General features: G+C 41.2%; 25 protein-coding genes. 18 read left to right on the forward strand and 7 right to left on the reverse strand.

Features of this window, described 5'->3' with window-relative positions:
• Window positions 1–24 precede the first annotated feature (24 nt).
• Window positions 25–1,434, forward strand: coding sequence for a ribosome biogenesis GTPase Der (gene der / locus FTU05_RS04950; RefSeq protein WP_078189606.1), 1,410 nt, complete (start codon window positions 25–27; stop codon window positions 1,432–1,434).
• A gap of 70 nt (window positions 1,435–1,504) precedes the next feature.
• On the opposite strand, the gene FTU05_RS04955 is transcribed toward der, so the two are convergent.
• A complete protein-coding gene (locus tag FTU05_RS04955; protein WP_180020998.1) occupies window positions 1,505–2,074 on the reverse strand; it encodes a hypothetical protein in 570 nt (189 codons plus the stop codon).
• Window positions 2,075–2,351: 277 nt separating this feature from the next.
• Here FTU05_RS04955 and FTU05_RS04960 point away from each other — a divergent pair, with 277 nt between their 5' ends.
• Entirely contained in the window at window positions 2,352–2,993 is a 642-nt protein-coding gene (locus tag FTU05_RS04960; protein WP_180020995.1) for a 4'-phosphopantetheinyl transferase superfamily protein, read from the forward strand.
• A gap of 86 nt (window positions 2,994–3,079) precedes the next feature.
• Here the strand turns inward: FTU05_RS04960 and FTU05_RS04965 are convergent, their stop codons facing one another.
• Together FTU05_RS04965 and FTU05_RS04970 are read right to left on the reverse strand one after the other, a co-directional pair.
• The gene (locus FTU05_RS04965; protein ID WP_180007221.1) at window positions 3,080–3,499 is read right to left on the reverse strand and encodes a hypothetical protein; all 420 of its coding nucleotides are present in this window, start codon (window positions 3,497–3,499) and stop codon (window positions 3,080–3,082) included.
• Window positions 3,500–3,664: 165 nt separating this feature from the next.
• Window positions 3,665–4,441: an SDR family oxidoreductase gene (locus FTU05_RS04970; protein WP_180164414.1), complete on the reverse strand. Its 777-nt coding sequence runs from the start codon at window positions 4,439–4,441 to the stop codon at window positions 3,665–3,667.
• Window positions 4,442–4,545: 104 nt separating this feature from the next.
• On the opposite strand from FTU05_RS04970, the gene mazG reads away from it, so the two are divergent.
• The 9 genes from mazG to yjgA all read left to right on the forward strand — a co-directional run bounded on the left by mazG (window position 4,546) and on the right by yjgA (window position 11,219).
• The gene (gene mazG, locus FTU05_RS04975) at window positions 4,546–5,340 is read left to right on the forward strand and encodes a nucleoside triphosphate pyrophosphohydrolase (protein WP_168378462.1); all 795 of its coding nucleotides are present in this window, start codon (window positions 4,546–4,548) and stop codon (window positions 5,338–5,340) included.
• Window positions 5,318–5,749, forward strand: a complete 432-nt coding sequence (locus FTU05_RS04980) for a ComEA family DNA-binding protein (RefSeq protein ID WP_168378463.1) — start codon at window positions 5,318–5,320, stop codon at window positions 5,747–5,749. The genes mazG and FTU05_RS04980 overlap by 23 nt, the downstream gene beginning before the upstream one ends.
• Window positions 5,750–5,883: 134 nt before the next feature.
• Window positions 5,884–7,353, forward strand: a complete 1,470-nt coding sequence (gene pcnB / locus FTU05_RS04985; protein ID WP_168378464.1) for a polynucleotide adenylyltransferase PcnB — start codon at window positions 5,884–5,886, stop codon at window positions 7,351–7,353.
• Entirely contained in the window at window positions 7,350–7,835 is a 486-nt protein-coding gene (folK, locus tag FTU05_RS04990) for a 2-amino-4-hydroxy-6-hydroxymethyldihydropteridine diphosphokinase (RefSeq protein ID WP_078192650.1), read from the forward strand. Before pcnB ends, folK begins: the two co-directional genes overlap by 4 nt.
• Window positions 7,836–7,881: 46 nt before the next feature.
• Window positions 7,882–8,691 (forward strand): 3-methyl-2-oxobutanoate hydroxymethyltransferase, encoded by an 810-nt coding sequence (gene panB, locus FTU05_RS04995; protein WP_180007226.1) that lies wholly within the window; start codon window positions 7,882–7,884, stop codon window positions 8,689–8,691.
• 3 nt (window positions 8,692–8,694) lie between these two features.
• Window positions 8,695–9,543, forward strand: coding sequence for a pantoate--beta-alanine ligase (gene panC / locus FTU05_RS05000; protein WP_180093389.1), 849 nt, complete (start codon window positions 8,695–8,697; stop codon window positions 9,541–9,543).
• Window positions 9,544–9,565: 22 nt separating this feature from the next.
• Complete coding sequence (gene rapZ / locus FTU05_RS05005; RefSeq protein WP_078189595.1) at window positions 9,566–10,417, forward strand: RNase adapter RapZ; 852 nt, start codon at window positions 9,566–9,568, stop codon at window positions 10,415–10,417.
• On the forward strand, window positions 10,414–10,683 hold the full coding sequence (locus FTU05_RS05010) for an HPr family phosphocarrier protein (protein WP_067763492.1): 270 nt from the start codon (window positions 10,414–10,416) through the stop codon (window positions 10,681–10,683). Before rapZ ends, FTU05_RS05010 begins: the two co-directional genes overlap by 4 nt.
• Window positions 10,684–10,685: 2 nt before the next feature.
• Window positions 10,686–11,219 (forward strand): ribosome biogenesis factor YjgA, encoded by a 534-nt coding sequence (gene yjgA / locus FTU05_RS05015; protein ID WP_078189593.1) that lies wholly within the window; start codon window positions 10,686–10,688, stop codon window positions 11,217–11,219.
• A 174-nt stretch (window positions 11,220–11,393) separates the two neighbouring features.
• Here yjgA and FTU05_RS05020 read toward each other — a convergent pair whose 3' ends face one another.
• Window positions 11,394–13,034, reverse strand: a complete 1,641-nt coding sequence (locus FTU05_RS05020; protein WP_180164416.1) for an acyl-CoA synthetase — start codon at window positions 13,032–13,034, stop codon at window positions 11,394–11,396.
• 535 nt (window positions 13,035–13,569) lie between these two features.
• On the opposite strand from FTU05_RS05020, the gene FTU05_RS05025 reads away from it, so the two are divergent.
• The 4 genes from FTU05_RS05025 (at window position 13,570) to infC (ending at window position 18,862) form a co-directional block, all read left to right on the forward strand.
• Window positions 13,570–14,850, forward strand: coding sequence for a D-arabinono-1,4-lactone oxidase (locus FTU05_RS05025; protein WP_180113697.1), 1,281 nt, complete (start codon window positions 13,570–13,572; stop codon window positions 14,848–14,850).
• Between the two features lie 57 nt (window positions 14,851–14,907).
• On the forward strand, window positions 14,908–16,059 hold the full coding sequence (locus tag FTU05_RS05030; protein ID WP_180164418.1) for an alanine racemase: 1,152 nt from the start codon (window positions 14,908–14,910) through the stop codon (window positions 16,057–16,059).
• A 326-nt stretch (window positions 16,060–16,385) separates the two neighbouring features.
• Window positions 16,386–18,308: a threonine--tRNA ligase gene (gene thrS / locus FTU05_RS05035; RefSeq protein ID WP_078189589.1), complete on the forward strand. Its 1,923-nt coding sequence runs from the start codon at window positions 16,386–16,388 to the stop codon at window positions 18,306–18,308.
• A 5-nt stretch (window positions 18,309–18,313) separates the two neighbouring features.
• A complete protein-coding gene (infC, locus tag FTU05_RS05040; protein WP_078189588.1) occupies window positions 18,314–18,862 on the forward strand; it encodes a translation initiation factor IF-3 in 549 nt (182 codons plus the stop codon).
• Window positions 18,863–18,921: 59 nt separating this feature from the next.
• On the opposite strand, the gene FTU05_RS05045 is transcribed toward infC, so the two are convergent.
• Window positions 18,922–19,317, reverse strand: coding sequence for a hypothetical protein (locus FTU05_RS05045; RefSeq protein WP_180108992.1), 396 nt, complete (start codon window positions 19,315–19,317; stop codon window positions 18,922–18,924).
• Between the two features lie 271 nt (window positions 19,318–19,588).
• On the opposite strand from FTU05_RS05045, the gene FTU05_RS05050 reads away from it, so the two are divergent.
• On the forward strand, window positions 19,589–20,206 hold the full coding sequence (locus tag FTU05_RS05050) for a glutathione S-transferase N-terminal domain-containing protein (RefSeq protein WP_078192641.1): 618 nt from the start codon (window positions 19,589–19,591) through the stop codon (window positions 20,204–20,206).
• Between the two features lie 30 nt (window positions 20,207–20,236).
• Here FTU05_RS05050 and FTU05_RS05055 read toward each other — a convergent pair whose 3' ends face one another.
• Window positions 20,237–20,620 carry an energy transducer TonB gene (locus tag FTU05_RS05055; RefSeq protein ID WP_218953249.1) on the reverse strand — a complete coding sequence of 128 codons (384 nt, stop codon included), beginning with the start codon at window positions 20,618–20,620 and terminating at the stop codon, window positions 20,237–20,239.
• A gap of 211 nt (window positions 20,621–20,831) precedes the next feature.
• Between FTU05_RS05055 and FTU05_RS05060 the strand changes: the two genes are divergently transcribed.
• The gene (locus FTU05_RS05060; RefSeq protein WP_078192639.1) at window positions 20,832–21,116 is read left to right on the forward strand and encodes a hypothetical protein; all 285 of its coding nucleotides are present in this window, start codon (window positions 20,832–20,834) and stop codon (window positions 21,114–21,116) included.
• Between the two features lie 12 nt (window positions 21,117–21,128).
• Entirely contained in the window at window positions 21,129–21,557 is a 429-nt protein-coding gene (locus FTU05_RS05065) for a YqaA family protein (protein WP_180164422.1), read from the forward strand.
• Window positions 21,558–21,615: 58 nt separating this feature from the next.
• Here FTU05_RS05065 and FTU05_RS05070 read toward each other — a convergent pair whose 3' ends face one another.
• Entirely contained in the window at window positions 21,616–22,350 is a 735-nt protein-coding gene (locus FTU05_RS05070; RefSeq protein ID WP_180164424.1) for an energy transducer TonB, read from the reverse strand.
• Window positions 22,351–22,445: the final 95 nt, after the last annotated feature.

Below are 22,445 nucleotides of genomic sequence, written 5' to 3' on the forward strand. Positions count from 1 at the left end.
CTGATCTGGAATAAAGGTTAATCTATGAAACCCGTAATTGCGCTCATTGGTCGTCCGAACGTCGGAAAATCAACGTTGTTTAACCAGATAACCAAGAGCCGTGATGCTCTCGTTGCTGACTTTGCCGGTCTGACTCGTGACCGTAAGTATGGTGACGCGACTTATCAAAATAAATCTTTCATTGTTGTTGATACTGGGGGTATTGGCGAAACTGAGGGCGGTATCGACTCGTACATGGCAGAACAGTCAAAAACTGCCATTAATGAAGCAGATATTATTGTCTTTGTGGTCGATGCGCGCGCAGGCTTATTGGCATCTGATGAGCAAATTGCACGTGACTTACGTACGCTAGGTAAAAAAGTTTATCTTGTTGCCAACAAAGTTGATGGTGTTCATGCCGAAGCAGCTTTAGTTGAATTCTTCAAATTGGGTATGGGTGAACCACTTCAAGTGGCTGCCAGCCATGGTCGTGGTGTTCAGCAAATGCTTGAAGAAGTGTTAGCTGAAGTGCCTGAAGATGAAAGTGAAGAACAACACGATAAAGACACAGGCTTACGTTTAGCGATTATTGGTCGTCCAAACGTGGGTAAATCGACTCTAGTGAACCGTTTGTTGGGTGAAGACCGTGTGGTTGCATTTGACCAACCAGGTACTACACGTGACTCGATTTATATCCCATTTGAACGTGATGGCCGTAAATACACATTAATCGATACTGCGGGTGTACGTCGTAAAGGTAAAGTGGACGAAATGATCGAGAAATTCTCGATTGTGAAAACTTTACAAGCGATGAAAGATGCGCATGTTGTGGTAATTGTTGTCGATGCACGTGAAGGGATCGTTGAGCAAGACTTGCATTTGATCGGTTATGCGCTTGAAGCAGGCCGTGCGATGGTGATTGCCATCAACAAATGGGACAACATGTCTGACTACGACCGTAAACAATGTAAATTAGATGTTGAACGTCGTTTTGACTTTATTCCATGGGCAAAAATTCACTTAATTTCTGCACTTCACGGTACAGGTGTTGGTGATCTTTATCCATCGATCCACCGTGCTTATGATTCTTCGCATTTGAAAGTGTCACCTGCGAAAATCACTCAAATCTTGAATGATGCAACTGATGCACACCAACCACCAATGGTTCAAGGTCGTCGTATCAAAATGCGTTATGCACATATGGGCGGACAAAATCCACCGACGATTGTGATTCACGGTAACAAAGTTGATAAAACGCCAAATGACTATCGTCGTTACCTAGAAAACGTGTTCCGTAAAGTTTATAAACTTGAAGGTACGCCAGTCAAAATTGAATTTAAAACCTCTGATAACCCATTTGAGGGTCGTAAGTCGCAAATCGATGAGCGTACGGCTGCACGTAAACGTCGTTATGTTCAGAAGTTCAAAAAAGCGGAAAAGAAATTCAAACGCTAAGTTTGGATAAGTAAAAAAGCCTGCAGATATGCAGGCTTTTTTACTTTATTTATCTAAAAAGATGTAGAAATTAGTTTTTGCACTTTTTAGCTTGGCGGTAAATATCAATATTATCGAGGTTGGCTTGAGCAACTTCCATGGCTTGCTGAGCGCTGTTGCTATCCTGTTGTGTATTTTTATTGCCCGAAAAAGCCGTAGCAAATTGTCCCATACGTGCCGCTGTTTCAGATTGACCTGAAAAGGCGGATAGCGCGTTGCCAGCAAGCCCCGCCCATTTTGAAGCTTGGTTATTTTGCTGTGCTGACGCTTGGCTTAATGCCAGTTGTGATGCTTCCAATGTACGTTCGAAAGTTTTACGCTCAACGCTCAGGTCTGTGCAATCCAAGGTTTTTAAATAACTGGTGCTATAAACACTATTGTTGGTTTGGCTAGCTTGATTGAAATTTGAGGCATAGCCACGGTCTGCTTGAGCCACGGCGTTAGCAGCTTCTTGACGGCTTTGATTCATACGAGCTTCAGCTTGGTCCATAATCGCGCCATTTTTGGCACCCATCACTGCAACAGCTGCATCCAATAAACCTGCTTGAGCGAAACATGGTAGGACACAAAGTGAACTGATTAAGGTGATTTTTCTTAGCATCTGGTTTACCCCGAGTTTTAAATTAAAGTTATAAGAATCTAGAGTATTTTATCTAATTGAAGATGTATTTGAAATATTTATTATACTTAAGTATTTGAATATATTTATAATATTAAGTATTTCTTAAGTGGTTAGAAATATTTTTAAACTGAGTTTTAAAATCTCGACGAGTCAAAGGACCGATGCGCTCATCTGTAATGTGGTGTATTTTGTGTCGGAGTGTCGCATAAAATATAGCGTCATGGACGTAGTGTAAAAGATATTGGATCAACAACTTATGGCGAAAATTCAGCTTGAATATAGTGCAATTACTGACTTCTTTGTGGAGCCGCATGGCTTGAGTCGTCAAGAGGTAATTGCCGTGCGTAAACAAGCCATTTACCAATATCGCAATCAATTACTTGCGCAGCGGCTAAATAGGTCAGTTGAAAATTCAGATTTTTCAAAGTCTGCATTTGGTAAGCCTTTTCTTCCTGATTTTCCACACTTTCATTTTAATCATAGTCATAGCCAGCAGCATTATGTTTTAGCCAGCAGTGAAAAAATCGCCAATATTGGTGTGGATATTGAGGATTTAAATCGAAAAGTTTGTTTTGATGCGATGGCTCAACACAGCTTTCATCCCGAAGAATTGCTCAATTGGGACAGTTGTGAGCATGATCCTGATTTTTGGTTTAAAGTTTGGACCACCAAAGAGGCGGTACTTAAAGCGTCAGGTTTAGGGATTCGAGTGAACCTGAATGAACTGAATACACAGTGTCATCCTGAGCAGAATGGTGGGATGTGTAGCCATCCCGCAATTGGCACTTTTGCTTATCAGAATATTCAACTGCCGCATGTCATGTTGACGGTGGCATGGCAAAGTGAACAATCTTGCCGAGGCTTTCATTTGCCTAATATTGAGTTGAATGTCTTATAAATCGGTATGAAATAAAATCATCATGAAAAAAGCCCTGTTCTGGCTGAACAGGGCTTTTTTTTAAATTAATCTAAACTGGCTTTAGATTAGATTTTGCATTTTTTAGAACCTTGGTAGATACCAATGTTGTCGATGTTTGCTTGAGCAGCAGATTTGTTCGCTTGTTGAAGTTCAAGATTACCTGCTTCTGAAGTATCTTGCTCACCAGCCAAGCTGTTTGCAATGTTGCCTGCACGAGCAGCTTTTTCAGAGTTACCACCGAAAGCAGCAAGAGCGCCACCCGCTAAACCAGCAAATTTGCTCAATGATTTGCCTGGCGCTTGAGCAGATGCTTGGATGTTTGCAATGTTTTTGTCAGCAGCTTCTAAAGAGCGCTTAGCATTCGCTTTTTCAACAGCAAGAGTTGCACAATCCATCGCTTTTAATTCTGAAGATGCGAATTGAGTTGTAGCAAAAGCAGAAATTGAAATAGAAGTAACAGTTGCAAGAACAAGTAATTTTTTCATGAAATAATTCACTTTTATTGTTAGATAATAAACGCCCGAAAGTAATGGGCGGGTGAATATTATTCAAAAAAAGGAATTTTGTCCTGTTAAAATGTGACAATTGTGTAACTTTGTGTAATTTGCGTACAAATATGATTGCAAAATTAGATGATTAGTAACACGTTACTATTTGGGTTTTTGTGCAATCCAAATATTACTTAAGCGGTTGACAAATTGCGGGCTAAACTTCGATAAATTAAATAAAAATTTAGCTTTCATCCCCACAGGTGTATGTGTGGCCATTAAGACCGTATCCTTTTTTTGTACCAAGGCATAAATTTGCTGAGCGACATCGCTCGGTTGAAGATTGACGCCAATTTTCTTAATACTTTGTGCATCAATGTCTTGCACCATCGCGGTTTGAACAAATAAAGGCATCACATCTAAAACGCGAATATTGTATTTTTGCCACTCAATATCCAAACTTTCAGTGAACCCGCGGACAGCAAATTTAGATGTGGCATAACTGGCTAAATCGGCTTGTCCATAAATTGCTGAAGCCGAAGAGAGGTTAATCACACGAGCAAAATTGCTTTGTTTTAAATAGGGGAATGCCGCATAGCAACCGTTTATCACCCCTTTGACATTGATATCAATTGTTCGGTGGTGTGCAGACAGTTCCGTATGTTCAAAGCTGCCTGAATGCAGAATTCCGGCATTATTGACTAAGATATTCAGCTGACCTGCCCAAGCAACAAATTCAGCTAAAGCGCTTTGCCATTGCTCTGGTTGTGTCACATCTAAAAGCCCAGCTTTGGCATGGCTACCGAGTTCAGTAGCTAATGAGGTGACTTGAGATTGGTTAATGTCGTAGAGCCCAACTTTATAGCCTTGTTGTATGAACAGTCGTGCAATTGCTGCGCCAATCCCTTGTCCTGCACCGCTAATAAAAATACTTTGCATGTTATGCTTCCCTGAATTGAGTTGCTCATTCCCTGAGTGAATTTTGAGCATATCAAATTCTGTAATCGAAACAATGTACTGATGAGTAAATAGCTGGAGTTCACATGGAACAATTATTAGCAGTGATGAAAGAATTACGTGAAAAATGTCCATGGGATCAAAAGCAAACCCCAGAAAGTTTGACTCGTTATGCCATCGAAGAAGCCTATGAAGTTGAAGCGGCAGTTCGTTCAGGTCAGAGTGATGATGTACGAGATGAACTGGGGGATTTATTACTACAAGTGGTTTTTCAGTCGCAGATGTATAGCGAACAAGGCGCATTTGATTTTCAAGATGTGGTGCAAGCCATTACAGATAAATTAATTCGCCGTCATCCCCATGTGTTTCAGGCAGAGCAATTCTCAGCACTCAATGCGGATGATGTGGCAACACTATGGAAACAGATTAAACAACAAGAAAAAGCAGGGAAATCAGTATCTAGATTAGATGAAGTTAAACATGCTCCTGCATTAAGCCAAGCAGATGAAATCCAAAAAAATGTGGCGAAAATTGGCTTTGATTTTCCAGATATTGAAGGGGCTTATGGCAAGCTTGAGGAAGAGCTGGGGGAATTAAAAGAGGCATTGGCAGGCAAAAAATCCGACGAAATATTTGATGAATTTGGTGATTGCTTATTTTCACTGGTGAATGTTGGACGTAAGATTGGCATCTCAAGTGAGATGGCACTTTTAAGTACCATTCATAAGTTTAGAAGCCGTTTTGCTTATATTGAAGCACAGGCCACATTACAACAAAAACATGTAGAAGACTTGTCCCTGACTGAAATGGATCAGTTATGGGAACAGGCAAAACAACAATTAAAACAACAGGCTGAATATGCACTACATCCTAAAGAATAAATGCTTTACACAACTACTTGTCTTGGTTTTGAGTTTAATGGCAGATTTAACTTTTGCGCAAAGCCCTTCGGGCTACGCGGAATGGAAAGCCATGCAGCAAGCTCAAGATCAACAATTAAAAAAGCAATCTGAGGCCACTAAGTCCAAAGCGACAACTGCACCGAGCAATGCCAACTATTATTTGTCACGCCCCAGCACCCAACAAAATAGTCGAACAGATCAGGTACGCTTAAATACAGCCTCAGTCGATGAACTGCAAACATTACATGGAATTGGTCAGAAAAAAGCAGAAGCCATTGTGCAATATCGTAAAAGTAATGGCTTATTTAAAAGCATTGATGATATTCAACAGGTTAAGGGAATCGGTCCTGCACTGTTTGCTAAAAATAAAGCAAAATTGGCACTTTAAGTGAAGTGTAAAAAAAAGAATTAGGTTAAGCTCAGCTTGAGCATTGAGATAATCAAATTGCCCTTTGATTGTGTTAGAGATATCATTAGCGACATCTTAAGAATTTTACGTTCAGACGTAGGAGACAGCGTCTTTTGCAAACTTTGCGCGCGTCCAAATGTGGTTTATCAACCGCACAATTACCTTCTTCCATTTTAGATGTGATTGATGCCTTAACTAAGGCAGGCTATGAAGCTTATATCGTGGGTGGCGGTGTCCGTGACCTAATGTTGGGTCATGCACCTAAAGATTTTGATGCCGTAACTAATGCGACACCAGCTCAGGTGAAAGAAGTCTTCGGGCGACGTTGCCGAATTATTGGTCGTCGTTTTGAGCTGGCGCATGTCTACTCAGGACGTGAACTGATCGAAGTTGCGACCTTTCGTGCGCCACCTAAAAAAGCCGTGACTTCTGCTGCGGGCATGATTTTACGTGATAATAATTGGGGTACGATTGAGCAAGACTTTGCACGTCGTGACTTCTCGATCAATGCAATGTATTACCAACCACGCAAAGGTGAAGTGCTAGATTTTTGTCATGCAGTAGATGACATTAAGCATAAAACGTTGCGTTTATTGGGTGATCCACAATTACGTTTTGAAGAAGATCCTGTGCGGATGCTTCGGACTTTACGTTTTGCAGCCAAATTAAACTTTAATATTGATGAAAAAATTCTGGATGTTTTTACTCCAGAACTCACTCAATTGCTGCGTGATGTGTCTCCACATCGTTTATACGATGAGTCACAAAAGCTCTTTACCATGGGGCATCTCAATCGCGTCTTACCGATGCTGATCGATTTTGGTATTTGGTATCAATTATTTGCAGATATCAAACCGGTCGTAACCCCATTTATTGAGTTGGCTGCAAAAAATACCGATCAACGTATTTCGATTGGGAAAACCATTAACCCTGCATTTTTCTATGCCGTGTTATTGTGGATTCCGTTCCAAGAACGTTGTACGTTCTATCTGAATAAAGGTGTGGTTCCTGCTGAAGCGCGTGCTCAAGCAGGCTTGGATGTATTGAAACGTCAGGCTACACGAACCATTATTCCACGCTTTGCAGAAACATTTATTCGTGAAGTTTGGGAAATGCAAACCCGTTTGCTGAATCCAAAACCACAGCAAATTGAAGCACTATCAGGTCATGCGCGTTTCCGTGCAGGCTTTGACTTCTTGCTTCTGCGTGAAAAATCGGGCGATACAAGCACGCAAGGTATGGGCCAGTGGTGGGATGCTTATCAGCAGATGAGCACTGACGAAAAAGAACTGGCAATTAGCCAATACAATCGTCAACGTGCCAAGAGTCGTCGTAAAGCGGCGCATGAAGATGTGGAAGCCAAAACTTCTACTCATCAGCAAGTTGAAATTGAACCGCTGGTGAATGAACCAGAAAGCAGAAGTCGCCGTCAACGTAAGCCTAAATCACATGCCAACAGTCCAGCGACAGTGTCAATCGTGGCAGCGTCAGCCAGTGGTGAAATTGGTGCAGATCATCCGATTTTAAAACGTAAACGTGTGAAACGAGATTTGACTCAGGTTATTTTTGGGCCAACACAATGACGCTGACATATATTGGTTTAGGCAGTAATTTAGGTGATTCTCTACAGATCCTTAGTGAAGCGGTGCATAAACTTGCAACACTCGGAAAAGTGAAAGTCTCAAAACTGTATCAAAGCCCGCCAATGGGGCCACAAGATCAGCCGAATTATTTAAATGCAGCGGTTGCATTAGAAACTGATCTAGCACCTTTGGCCTTGTTGGATGAATTGCAACGCTTTGAACAAGAGTCGGGGCGTGTACGCCTACGTCATTGGGGGGAGCGTACACTGGATTTAGATTTACTGATTTATGGTGAACAGCACATTCAAAATGAACGTTTGACGGTGCCTCATGTTGGTGTTTTAGAACGTGATTTTGTGTTGAAACCTTTGTTGGATTTAGATGAGAATCTACAGATTAAAGGACAACCATTAAAAGATTTACCTATTTTGAATAATCCAAATTTAACTGTATTGGATGCAGGAAACTGGGCCCATCTTTAATTTTTGTATGACCACTTGAGAAAGCCGTCATCTGAGGAATATTGAAATGATTAGTCTAAGTGACTTGAAAAAATTTAAAGCGGAAGGCCGCAAATTCTCCTGCTTGACTTGCTATGATGCGAGCATGGCAAAAGCAATGGAAGTTGCTGAAGTCGATAGTATTCTGATTGGTGATTCATTGGGGATGACCATTCAAGGTAATGACTCAACCTTACCTGTCACTGTTGAAGATATGGCATATCACACTGCGGCAGTGCGTCGTGGCAATAAGCATGCGTTTATTCTGACAGATTTGCCATTTATGACCTATGCCACTTTGAATGATGCTTTGGTGAATTCAAAGACCGTAATGCAAGCAGGCGCGCAGATGGTCAAATTGGAAGGTGGTGCATGGTTGTCAGAAACAGTTGAAGTATTGACCCGTAATGGTATTCCAGTGTGTGTGCATTTAGGGTTAACTCCGCAATCGGTTCATGTGTTTGGCGGTTATAAAGTGCAAGCACGTACACGCGAAACTGCGGATCAACTCATTGCAGACTGTAAAGCTGTGGTTGATGCAGGTGCAGCACTTTTACTTTTGGAATGTGTTCCTGCCCAAGTGGGTAAAGAAATTAGTGAATTGTTCCCAAATACACCTGTGATTGGGATCGGTGCCGGTGCAGAAACGGATGCTCAAGTCTTGGTTCAACAAGATATGCTGGGACTGACGTTTAGTCACGTGGCGAAATTTGTTCGCAACTTTATGAAAGAGCAAGCAGGGGAAACGGCAATTGTGGATGCGTTTAAGGCGTATCATGCTGCCGTACTAGATGGTAGCTTCCCTGCCAAAGAACATACATTCCAAATTGAGCTGTAAGACATGAAAACTGAAACAACGATTCAAGGTTTAAGTGCATCGCTAAATCCAGCACGTGCTGCGCGTAAAATCATTGGTTTTGTACCAACGATGGGGAACTTGCATGAAGGTCACCTTAATTTAGTTCGTGAAGCACGTAAACTGTGTGATGTCGTGGTGGTGAGTATTTTCGTTAACCCAATTCAGTTTGGTCCAAATGAAGACTTTGACAACTATCCACGTACTTTGGAACAAGATCAGCACTTATTGGCTGAAGTGGGTTGTGACATCGTGTTTGCACCGACTGTTGAACAAATGTATGGCAACAAACCGCGCTTAACCAATATTAGCGTGGGCGGTATTACCAATGATTTGTGTGGCGAACAGCGTCCGGGTCATTTTGACGGTGTTGCTGTTGTTGTGACAAAACTCTTTAATATTGTTCAACCGAATTTTGCATTCTTTGGGCAAAAAGATTACCAGCAACTTGCAGTGATTCGTCAGTTTGTACGTGACTTAAATATTCCACTAGAAGTGATTGGTGTGCCGATTACGCGTGCTGAAGATGGTTTGGCATTGAGCTCACGCAATGGTTATTTAAGTGCGGAAAATCGTGCGATTGCACCAACGATTTACCAAAGCTTGAAAACGGCTGAGGCAGAATTACATGCTGGAACTCGACTGGCAGATGTGTTAGCGAATATTAAAGCAACATTGACAGCAGCGGGTTTTGTTGTGGACTATGTTGAAGCACGTACACCTGAATTACAGAAAATTGAAGAATTTGATCAAGACGTGGTGTTGTTTATTGCGGCTAAATTAGGCGCAACACGTCTTATTGATAATATGCAGGTTAAATATACTGCAGTTTAAAACGGCTATGGGGTAGCAAGCGATGAAGCGCATTTTAATTGTTACAGGACAATCTGGATCTGGAAAGTCATCTGCATTACAGATACTTGAGGATTTGGGCTATTACTGTATCGATAATTTGCCATTGGCCTTACTCCCCGAAATTGTTGAAAAACTCGATTCAGAAAATAATCTTGAACAATTGGCACTGGGTGTGGATGTCCGCAGTACACGTGCAGATTTACAAGAGTTCGATTTGGTTTTTCAACAGCTACAACGCCATGGCTCAGTCGATATTATTTATTTGACCACGCGTGATCAGGAATTGATTGCGCGATTCAGTTCATCTCGACGTCCCCATCCGTTGGCAAGTCGTTTCAAAAGTTTAAATGAGTGCATACAGGAAGAAAAATCTTTACTGTTGCCGATTCAATTACGCTCGACAGTACATATTGATACTACAGATAAGAGTGTACATGATTTAAAACATACCTTGCTGTCTAAACTTGGACAGGCAGATAATTTAATTTTGATCTTACAGTCTTTTGGCTATAAGCATGGTATTCCACTAGATGCAGATTATGTTTTTGACGTCCGTCATTTGCCCAATCCACACTGGGATATGGAATTGCGTAAGTATTCAGGATTAGATGAGCCAGTTCGTCAGTTTTTACAACAAAGTGAACAAACCAATGAAATGTTCCAAGATATTTATAATTTTTTGGATAAATGGCTGCCGGCATTTGCCGAAGGGCATCGTCATTACATGACGGTGTCGATCGGGTGTACAGGTGGGCAACACCGTTCGGTATATATCGTAGATAGACTAAAAAAAGCACTTGAGGCAAAATGGTCTATTCAGGTTCTACATAGAGAAATGAAGCACTGGTCATGATCGACACAACTGTTGACGTAATTAATAAACTGGGTTTACATGCGCGTGCATCTGGCAAGCTAATCGAAGTCACGACCAAATTTCGCTCGTCGATTCAAATTGGTAAGGGTGGAAAATTAGTAGATGCCAAAAATATTATGTCTTTGCTGATGCTTGGCGCAGGCAAGGGCACAACTTTACGCTTAGTGATTGAAGGTGCAGATGAAGAAAAAGCTTTATCCGAAATTCAAGCACTGTTTGCAGCAAAATTTTACGAGGCAGATTAAACGTGGCACGTCGACCGAACCGCTATACCGAAGAAGACTTTGAATCCTTAGAAGGACGTGCAAGTAAAACTGAGCAAAAGAAAGCTGTACAACGTATGGCTGCTTTGGGCGAGGAACTTGCAAAACTGAATCCTAAACAGATTAAAAATCTTCCTGTTGAAGAGCGTCTGATCGAAGCACTACTAGATGCACAAACAATTACTTCACATGAAGCACGACGCCGTCAGTTTCAACGTGTAGGTAAATTGCTGCGTAATGAAGATGAAACCATGATTTTATCTTATTTAACCCCACAGCAAGGTGCGAAAAAAACAGCGCAGCTTCAACGCTGGACTGAACGTATGATTGCCCAAGGTGATCCAGTCATTAAAGAGTTCATGAAAGCACATAATGCTGCTGAACATCATCCTATTCGTCAGCATATTTTGCGTATTCAACGTGATATAGCCAAAAATGTAAGCGAAGAAGAACTGACTGCATCGAAGTTGAAATTGTTTAACTACATTCAACAAGTGGCTTTATTATCTGATAACTAATGCATGATTAGATAGCCAAGTACTTAGATAGCTCAATGATCAGAGAATTCAACATGATCTGATCATTGAAGCAAAACGTGAAGATGTAGACTTTACATTAAAAAGCGACCTGATCAGGTCGCTTTTTTTTGCTTGAATGGTGAAAAATTCAAGCTTGGCTTTTGAGTTTTAATATTAACCAAATTCACCAACAGCGCGCTCTTTAGCCCATTCACGTAAAACAAACTTTTGAAGTTTACCTGTCGAGGTTTTTGGAATTTCGGTAATCACCACATCTTTTGGCACTTTGAAACGTGCAAGATGTTGTTTACAGAATTCGATCAGTTCTTCAGGTGTTGCCTCTTTGCCTGTTTTCAATTCAATGAAGGCACAAGGCACTTCTTGCCAACGAGGGTCAGGCTTTGCAACCACTGCAGCGGTCAGTACAGCAGGGTGTTGATACAGAATTTCTTCCACTTCGAGCGATGAAATGTTTTCACCCCCTGAAATGATTACATCTTTAGAGCGGTCAGTAATTTTGGCATAACCGTCGGGTTGGCAGACCGCTAAGTCACCTGTATGGAACCAGCCACCGGCAAAGGCTTCAGCCGTTGCTTCTGGGTTTTTCAAATAACCTTTCATTACGATGTTGCCACGGAACATGATTTCACCCATGGTCTGGCCATCATGCGGAACAGGTAACATGGTTTCAGGATCAATGACTTTCATACCATCTTGAAGCGGGTATGGCACACCTTGGCGAGAATGCAACTGTGCTTGTTCTTGAATGGAAAGATCAGACCAACCTGCTTGCGATGCGCAAAGTGCCGATGGACCATATGTTTCAGTCAAACCATAGACATGTGTGACATTAATACCAATATTACGCATCCCTTCAATAATCGCTGCAGGTGGCGCTGCACCAGCAACCATCACTTCAACGCGATGGTCAAATTGCACTTTTTTCTCTTCAGGCGTATTGATCATCATTGAAAGTACGATTGGCGCACCGCAGAAATAATCTACTTTGTGTTCTGCAATCAATTTGAAAATCAGTTCAGGGTCAATTTTACGTAGACAAATATTGGTTCCGCCATTGGCTGCCATTGTCCAAGCAAAGCACCAGCCATTACAGTGGAATAGAGGAAGCGTCCACAGATACGTTGCACGTGGCGTCATGCCGCAAGCAATGATGTTACTCGCTGCATTGATATATGCGCCGCGGTGATGATACACCACGCCTTTTGGATTCCCTGTGGTGCCTGAGGTATAGCTTAAGCTAATGGCATCCCATTCATCTTGGGGTAAATGCCATTCAAAGTTGGCATCGCCTTGCGCCAACCAGTCTTCAAATTCAATTTGTCCGATCGGTTGTGCTGTGCCTTCAAATTCAGCATCTGCCACATCAATGACATAAATATCTTGATCGATTAAAGCTAAAGCTTCTGTGGCAACCTGAGTAAATTCAGGGTCGACCAACAGGACTTTGGTTTCTGCATGTTCCAGCATGAAGGCAATGGTTTTCGCATCAAGACGTGTATTTAACGTATTCAGTACCGCACCTGCCATCGGTACGGCAAAGTGTGCTTCAACCATAGCCGGAACGTTCGGTAATAACACAGACACGGTGTCGTTTTTGCCAATGCCTAATTGTTGCAACTGATGTGCAAATTGACGACAGCGGTTATACGTTTGGCGCCATGAAATATGACGATTGCCGTGGATAATGGCATCCTGATCAGGATAAATATAGGCTGCACGCTCTAAATAACGTAGAGGCGAAAGTGCCACAAAATTTGCCGGGGTCCGTGGCAATTCATCGTATGCGCTAACCATCGTGGTACTCCAAGTCCATGTATATTTGTTTTAAATCTGACTTAACAATAATTCAGTCCATAGGGTCTCTGCATTTATGCTTTAGTCGAGTATTTATACTAATTTTTTAAATGATTGAAAATGAATAAAATAAAATACAATTCAGTGGCGAAAATGAACCCTGTAGTTCTCAAAATTGATTTTTTAGAATAAATGATTTAGCTGAAAAATAGACAATAATTGTTGGTTTTTTATGCTGATTTTGCAGATATTTCCGTGTGTGATCCTCTTTATTGATAATGTTTGAATGATGCTGATCGAATAATCTAGAGCGTCCTTAAAAGTCTGTCAGGGCTTTCAAACGAATGGTTTTATCTCTTTGATTTATGGATTATTTGCTGTTTTATAACAATAAACTTAAATTTGAGTAGATGCTGAACTTCGTATAATCTAAGTAAAAAATCAAGATGGCTTGTGCATCAACATTGCAAAAGCGGAAATCAAAAATAAAACAATACGGCTGAATACAATAAAAAGTATGGCGATAAGGATGAATATGACAATTCAACACGACATTGCATGGGAAAATTGGTCAGGTGCTCAGAAGTCGATCCCGAAGTCATTTATACAACCGAAAAATCTTGAGCAGTTAATGGAGGTGGTTCAATCCCAACCTAAGATTCGTATGGTTGGCGCAGGGCACTCTTTTAGCCCTTTGGCAAAAACTACAGATACCTTAGTAAGTTTAGATCATCTCAAAGGTATTCTAGATATCGATGCTGAACGCTGCCAAAGTACCGTCCAAGCTGGCACACGATTATTTGATTTGGGCGAGAAGCTCGCGTCTTTTGATCAGGCACTGATCAATCAAGGAGATATTGATCGTCAAAGTTTGGCTGGAGCTATCGCAACAGGGACACATGGCACAGGACTCGAATTGCCGTGTTTATCGGCACTGGTTAAGGGGTTTGAGTTATTAACCGCGCAGGGCGAGTTACTACAATGCAGTGCTGAACAGAACAGCGAAATTTTCCAAGCAGGGCGTGTTTCACTCGGGAGTTTAGGCGTGCTGACGCATGTACAGCTGCAAAATCGACCGATGTATAAACTCAAAGAACAGACGCGATTATGTCCACTGAACGATGTCATGCAGAATATGCAGCAATGGCAATATGAACATCGACATATTGAGTTCTGGGCATTTAGTCATGCCGATCAGGTTATTTTAAAAACCTTAGATGAGACGGAAGATAACCTTCAACCTCGAAAAGAACAGTGGTTAGATGACGACGTATTACTCAAACTTTGTGCAGAATTGACGCGAATTTTTCCACCACTGAATCCATGGCTACAAAAATTATTAGGTGTTTTTGTCAAACCTTCGATCAACGTAGACTGGTCAAGTCGAATTTTTCCTTCTGCTCGAAGTACCAAATTTAATGAGATGGAATACCAGATTCCGCTGCAACACGGGATGAATTGTTTAGAAGAAATTTTGCATACCCTTCGACGACATAAGGTTCCGATGTTTTTCCCGCTAGAATATCGACTTGTACGTGGGGATGATATTTGGCTCAGTCCGTTTTATCAGCAAGATTCGGCCTCAATTTCGGTGCATCAGTTCTATAAGCAAGATTATCAAGTCATCTTTAAGCTCGTGGAGCCGATTTTTTTAAAATATGGCGGGCGTCCGCATTGGGGGAAATTGCATAGCCTAAATGCGCGGCAGCTTCAAAATGTGTACCCCAAGTGGCAAGATTTTTTGAATATTCGACAAGAATTAGATCCTCAGCAAAAGTGGCTCAGTCCAGAGCTACAGCAATTACTGATTGAATAAGCGTCGTGGAAGGTTAAACACTGAAGACCAATTGAACGATATGAAAAAGGGGATGGCATGGATGCATATTTTCAACAGTTGAATACGCTGTTAAAGCAAAACGGGACGGGGATGCCCCAGTTAATCGTGGATGTTGATGCATTAAATCACAACTTGGTGATCACTCAGCAGCAAATACCACATAGTCTGCATCCGCGCTTGGTAGTGAAATCCTTGGCGTGCATGGCATTGCTTCAACACTGTGCTACACAGCTCAAGACACAGCGTTTCATGCTATTTCATTTTGCACATCTGAAAACACTTTTCGAGTCGATGCCACAAGCCGATGTGTTGTTTGGAAAACCGATGCCAATTCAGGCCTTGAAGCATGCAGACAAGGCAGTTTTGCAGGCCACGCAATCGCAAGTGCAATGGCTGATTGATAGTGAACAGCGTTTAGCCCAATACCTCAAATTTGCTGAGCAGCATCAACTGTGTCTACGCATCAATATTGAAATCGATGTGGGTTTACACCGCGGTGGTCTGAAAACGATCGATGAGCTAAAGGCTATTTTGGATGTAATCGTTCAACATCCTCAACATTTAAAATTTTCAGGATTGATGGGCTATGACGCACATGTGGCGAAGATTCCACGACTGATTCAATCTGCTGAACAGACTTATCAACAATCCCAGAAAAGTTATCAACAATTCAAAGCTTATGTACAACAGCACTATCCAACTTTATGTGATGAACACACCTGTTGGAATGGTGGTGGTAGTCCTAGTTTTAGTTTTCATTGTCAGCAGAGTGTCTGTAACGAAGTCTCGTTTGGCTCGATGTTATTAAAACCTGCAGATTTTGAACTGAAAAATTTACACGCTTTCCAAAGTGCCTTGTGGCTCGCCACACCCGTGTTAAAAGTGTTGCCAAGGACAGAATTACCACAGTTAGAATGGCTCAGTCGTTGGGCAAAATCTCAGGCTGTGTTTATTTATGGAGGCTATTGGCGAGGGGACTATGTTTATCCTCAAGGCAGTCAGCCCCATGCATTATATGGTCGAAGTAGTAATCAGGAACTTGTGCAAATTCCGCAGACAAGTAGCATAGACATAGATGATTATATTTTTTTACGCCCTGCGCAAAGTGAAATGATCATCCCTCAATTTGCACAGCTTTGGTTGTATCAATCAGATCAATTGATCGCCTTAGAGACATTCAGAGAATAAAAAAGCGTCATTACGTTCTTTGGTTCAATTGTTTCGCAATTTTTTTTTACGTGCGTAACATCAGTTATGAATGAGAACGTGATTATTATGTTGACAGCATAAAGCGCATTTCGGCTGAAATCTGCTTGAATTATCAGGAGTCTTGTAAAAGGCGGTAGAAAAATCAACTTCCATGGGATTAGAGGTTTATTAAAGTTGGCAGGGCGTGTAAAATTTAGGTCGAATTTTATTTATCCACCGTTTTTATCTTTTGAGGGTCTCCCTCGATCATAATCTCGCGGTGACATGCTCCATTGTACGGGGCATCACTCCTTAAGGATTTTTATATGCCAATTATCACTTTGCCAAATGGCGATCAAAAAGAATTTGATCATGCCGTGTCTGTGATGGAAGTTGCTCAAAGCATCGGTCCTGGTCTAGCAAAAAATACAGTTGCTGGTCGTGTAAACGATCGTTTAGTTGATGCGTCTGATTTAATTACAGAAGATGCTAGCCTACAAATTATCACGCCTAAAGATGAAGATGGTATTCACATCATTCGTCACTCTTGTGCGCACTTGGTGGGTCATGCAGTTAAGCAATTGTTCCCAGAAGCAAAGATGGTCATTGGTCCTGTCATTGAAGAAGGTTTCTACTATGACATCTGGATGCCACGTCCGTTTACTTTAGATGACATGGCAGCAATCGAAGAGCGCATGAAAAAGCTCATCGACCAAGACTATGATGTCATCAAAAAAATGACTCCACGTGATGAAGTGATCAAAGAGTTCACTGCACGTGGCGAAGAATACAAACTGCGTCTGATCGAAGACATGCCTGAAGAAACTGAAATGGGCTTGTACTACCATCAAGACTACTTGGATATGTGCCGTGGTCCGCACGTTCCAAATACTAAATTCTTAAAATCGTTCAAGTTGACTAAAATCTCTGGTGCTTACTGGCGCGGTGATGCGAAAAACGAACAGCTGCAACGTATTTACGGTACAGCTTGGGCTGACAAAAAACAGTTAGCTGCCTACATCAAACGTATTGAAGAAGCTGAAAAACGCGATCACCGTAAAATTGGTAAAGCGTTAGACTTGTTCCATATGCAAGAAGAAGCGCCGGGTATGGTGTTCTGGCATCCAAATGGTTGGACAATCTACCAAGTGCTTGAACAATACATGCGTAAAGTTCAACAAGCCAACGGTTACCAAGAAATCCGTACACCGCAAGTGGTTGATTTCACACTTTGGGAAAAATCTGGTCACGCAGCAAACTATGCTGAAAACATGTTTACGACTCACTCAGAGAACCGTAACTATGCTGTAAAACCAATGAACTGCCCATGTCACGTGCAAGTCTTCAACCAAGGTTTGAAATCTTACCGTGATCTTCCAATTCGTTTGGCTGAGTTTGGTTCATGTCACCGTAACGAACCATCGGGTTCATTACACGGCATTATGCGTGTACGTGGCTTTACACAAGATGATGCGCATATCTTCTGTACGAAAGAACAAATCGGTACTGAAGTTGCAGACTTTATTAAACTGACATTAGACGTTTATAAAGACTTCGGCTTTGAAGAAGTACAAATGAAGTTGTCGACACGACCAGAAAAACGTGTGGGTGATGACAAACTTTGGGACATGGCAGAAAAATCTTTAGCAGACGCTTTAGATGCTGCTGGCTTAGAGTGGGAACTTCAACCGGGTGAAGGCGCATTCTACGGTCCGAAAATTGAATTCTCATTGAAAGACTGCTTAGGTCGTGTATGGCAGTGCGGTACAATTCAATGTGACTTTAACTTACCAGAACGTCTTGACGCATCTTATGTGACTGAAGATAACGACCGTGATCAGCCTGTAATGTTGCACCGTGCAATTCTTGGCAGTTTCGAGCGTTTTATTGGTATACTTATTGAACACTATGCTGGTTTCATGCCACCTTGGTTGTCTCCAATTCAAGCATGTGTGATGAACATTACCGATTCACAAGCTGAAGCATGTGAGTCAGTCGTCGCTAAACTTAAAGAAAGCGGTATCCGTGCGATTTCAGACTTGAGAAATGAGAAAATCGGCTTTAAGATTCGTGAACGTACTTTAGAGCGTATTCCTTACTTATTGGTTCTTGGGGACCGTGAAGTTGAGGAAGGTACTGTAAACGTCCGTACTCGCTCTGGAAAAAATTTGGGTACTATGTCAATTGATGCATTCGTTGACCTAGTAAAAGCAGCCGTAGCCGAACGCGGCCGGTACATTGTGGAGTAAAAGCGATTAAACAGCCTGACCGTAATCAACAGGGCGGAAAATCAAACCGTCCTGCCTTGAATGATGAAATTCGTGCAAAAGAAGTCCGTCTAGTAGACGAAAATGGCGAGCAAAAAGGGATTGTATCTCTTACTGACGCCTTGCGCGCTGCTGAAGCAGTAGATCTTGACCTTGTTGAGATCGTTGCCAATGCCGAGCCACCAGTCTGCAAAATCATGGATTTTAACAAGCATTTGTTTGATCTAAAACAAAAGCAAAAAGAAGCGAAGAAAAAACAACATCAAGTACAGGTGAAAGAAATCAAACTCCGCCCTGGTACTGATGTTGGTGACTACAACGTTAAACTACGTGCGATTATCAAGTTCCTTGAAGAAGGCAACAAGGTAAAAATCACGCTTCGTTTCCGTGGTCGTGAAATGGCACACCAACAGCTTGGTCTTGCTCAATTACAAAAAATTGAAGCTGACGTTGCTGAAGTAGGTGTTGTTGAACAATCACCGAAAATGGAAGGTCGTCAAATGGGTATGCTACTTGGTCCTAAAAAGAAAAAGTAAGCATCTCTTGATGAAAAAAGCCCTGCGGATGCAGGGCTTTTTTATGTCTGAATTTTGAATTATTCAGCTAGTCGTTGCTGGCTTGCTTCAACAATAGGAATATTGGCTTCAGTTGGGACATAAATAATTTGTTGAATACGACCATCTCTTAGTGCCTCACCAAAGGCACCAATAAATTCTTGCTTTCGATATTCGGGATATTCTTTGGCGGCTTGTCCCACGAGTTTAATGGCTTGGGCGCGCAGTTTGGCACTTTCAAGTTCAGCTTTTGCCACTTGGACCTGAATCATTTTCGATTGTTCAGCTTCTGCTAGAGCAGCCTGACCGTCCATGCCTTGTTTCCAGACTTTATAATGTGGCCAAGCAAACATCAGGAGCAGCAGTACAACCAATAAAAAGAATAAAACCACAAAAATACCGAGGGGATTGAGTGTGTTTTGTCGCATATAGCTCATAATTGAACCTGTATAAGTTGATTTTTTATTTGAGATTATTGGATTTGTCTTGTTTGGAATATATTGGAAAAATCATTTCTTAGCATAAAATATGAGCTAAATTATAAATACTGTAAAGCCAAAATTTTAGAGAATACTAAATAAATAAAGTGCATAAATGTCGCTGAAAAATTCAGTTAGGCTTAAGGCTTTTGTATTAAATTCATGTTATAAAATGCAGATAAAATTGCATAACCTGAACTAAAAACGAGAATATTCATAGGAAAAATATATGATTGACCTCTACTATTGGGGTACACCCAATGGACATAAAATTACCATCGCTTTAGAAGAAATGGGTTTGGAATACCAAATTTTTCCGATTAATATCTTGGAAAATGATCAATTTCAGCCAGACTTTTTGAGAATTTCTCCGAACAATAAAATCCCTGCAATCGTGGATCAGAATGGCCCACGAGGAGAGTCAATTTCAGTTTTTGAGTCTGGTGCGATTCTGCAATATCTTGGACGTAAAACAGGTTTGTTTTATCCAGAAGATGAGTTTGAGCGCGTTGAAGTTGAACAATGGTTGATGTGGCAAATGGGTGGTTTTGGGCCCATGTTAGGACAAAATCATCATTTTAGTCGTTTTGCACCTGAACGTATTCCGTATGCAACTGAACGTTATGTAAATGAATCTAAACGCTTGTATAAAGTTTTGAACCATCAGTTGATTGGTCAAAAATTTGTGGCTGGAGAGTATTCGATTGCAGATATGGCTATTCTGCCTTGGGCACTGCGTCATGAATGGCAGCAAATTCAGCTGGAAGATTATCCATACGTGAAAGACTATATCGATCGACTGACGGCCCGTCCAGCGGTACAAAAAGCCTTAGCAATACAGGTTTAAAAAAAGAGCATGGAAACATGCTCTTTTTTTTTATGAAATGAATAGAAGCTTTTTCCACCAAGGTCTTTGGTTTTCTTTCAGGGTCTTGAGTGAGAAGGGCTGTAGGGCAACAAAGGGGTAAGCGACACCATTTTCGATATAAGGTTTGAACTTGGCACGTAAAAGTGACTGCTCAACCCGCTTATCAATGTGTGTAAGTCCAGAGCTTTTGATTAATTCAGCTTTTTGAACTTCGCCGGTGGCTAAAACATACAATTTAAAACTAAGGTCACGATTTTGATTGCCCAGATCGTCATTGTTGAAGTTAAAGATAGGTCGCTTTTGCCAAATCATTTGATCTTGTGTAATCACGTGTTGTTTGGCAACTTCAGAAGGACTTTGTGCATATAAAGCGGTCAAAATTTGTAATAACACGATAAAACTTAAGCAAAGAATTTTTTTCATAAAGTGAGTTAAAATTATTCAATATTTGCGTGGCAGATTAGAAGTCTCATGTATAAAAGTAAAGTGCGGAAAGACTCACCTTAAGATTTTAGATAGGACGGAAGAAAATTCTAACGCTGTGTTAGAATGCGGCGCTGCCGAAAAGAACGCGTTGTTGACGGCTTAGTTGGACGATTTTGCGATGAAAGACTTTTTCTTAAATTTTACCCGTATTGTTGAAAATAACCCAAGAATCTATTGGAGTATTATTTTTGGTATTGCAGGCTGCTTAGTGCTATTTGTCGCTGAAATTGTGCATGTTCAAAATATTCTTGCAGATTTACATACCAAAGATCAAAACTTGATGCGGGCTGCGATTGAACCGATTTCTTCACAATATAAATGGTCGAGAATCGTTGTAATTGTTGCAGCAGTGCTTTGGTCAAATTTTGAATATTTGAAGTCGAAGAAAAAATTAGGTCTCTAAGCATTCGTTTCGATGTGGTCGTTTTTAGTTTTATTCTTCGCGGCATTTGGGGCTGCGACCTTACTTCCTTTACAGTCCGAAGCCGTATTGCTCGGCTTGTTGAGCTATGGTCAACATAATCCATGGCTGCTGATTATGGTGGCCAGTATTGGTAATATTCTCGGTTCTTGTGTGAATTGGTGGCTCGGTTTAAAAGTAGAACATTATAAAAATAAAACATGGTTTCCCGTGTCAGAGTCGAAAATGCAGCAGGCACAGGGTATTTATCACAAATATGGCTATTGGTCTTTGCTACTGAGTTGGCTGCCGATTATTGGAGACCCAATTACTTTAATCGCGGGTTTAATGAAAGAAGACTTCTGGCGCTTTGTGTTCATGGTTACCGTGGCGAAAACAGGACGTTATCTCTGTATTTATCTTATATTTTTAGGTTTTTTCTGAGATAAAAAAACAGGGCATTGAAAGATTCAATCCCTGTTTGAAATGTTGCATCTATTATTTATTTACAGCCGTTCACTTTAAACTGAATTTCATCTTTAAAGTTCGACTTTTTGTAGACCCATAGGGTGCTCGCAGTACGTTTAACCGAGATCTGACTATTTCTTAGTGCTTCAACGACTTTCTGATCGAGTGCATAAATGCCAGAGCCTTGCTTGATCTTGACCTTTTTCACTTGTCCGTGTTTGTCCACTTTAAAGTTAAATTTGACTTTACGGTCGTGCTGTTTCAACTCATGACTAGTGAGATCTAATTTTGGTTGAGATACATATTGGAATGGCGTTTTCTTATTTGCACTTTGTGCATTCCAAACTTTTGAATCAAAGTTGAAATCACATTCAGGCGTATTGCCTTTAACTCTCAAATTAAACGCTTGATAGCCAATAATGGCTTTGGCTTCACCATTTTCTAAATGTGGTTTGACTTTAGCTTTTTTGACAGCAGAAATTAAGATTCGGTCGAGTTGATCGACACCTGTACTTTCTTCAACACTTGCATCGGTAATTGTACCTTTTGCATTCGCTGTGACACGAATAATGGCTGCGCGATCACGTTGCTTGAGGTCTTCATTGGCATATACTGGTTTTGGAAAAACCGACCAATTTAAACGCGTGGTTAAATGCGCAGGAGCAACTTCAATATTCTGTGCCGGAAGTTGGTGGGTTTTGGTAGAAGCACTAAACGCTGTAGAAAATGGAGCGCAGGCCAAAAGGGTTAAGCACAGATATTGTTTCATAAGTCTATTCTAAGATCACAAAGTGAGTGATGAATGCGTCGATATTGCTGCGCAGTATTTCCTGTATTGGAAATACTGGCAAGGTTTAAATGGAA

Source organism: Acinetobacter sp. YH12049 (assembly GCF_013419875.1).
GTDB lineage: Bacteria > Pseudomonadota > Gammaproteobacteria > Pseudomonadales > Moraxellaceae > Acinetobacter > Acinetobacter amyesii.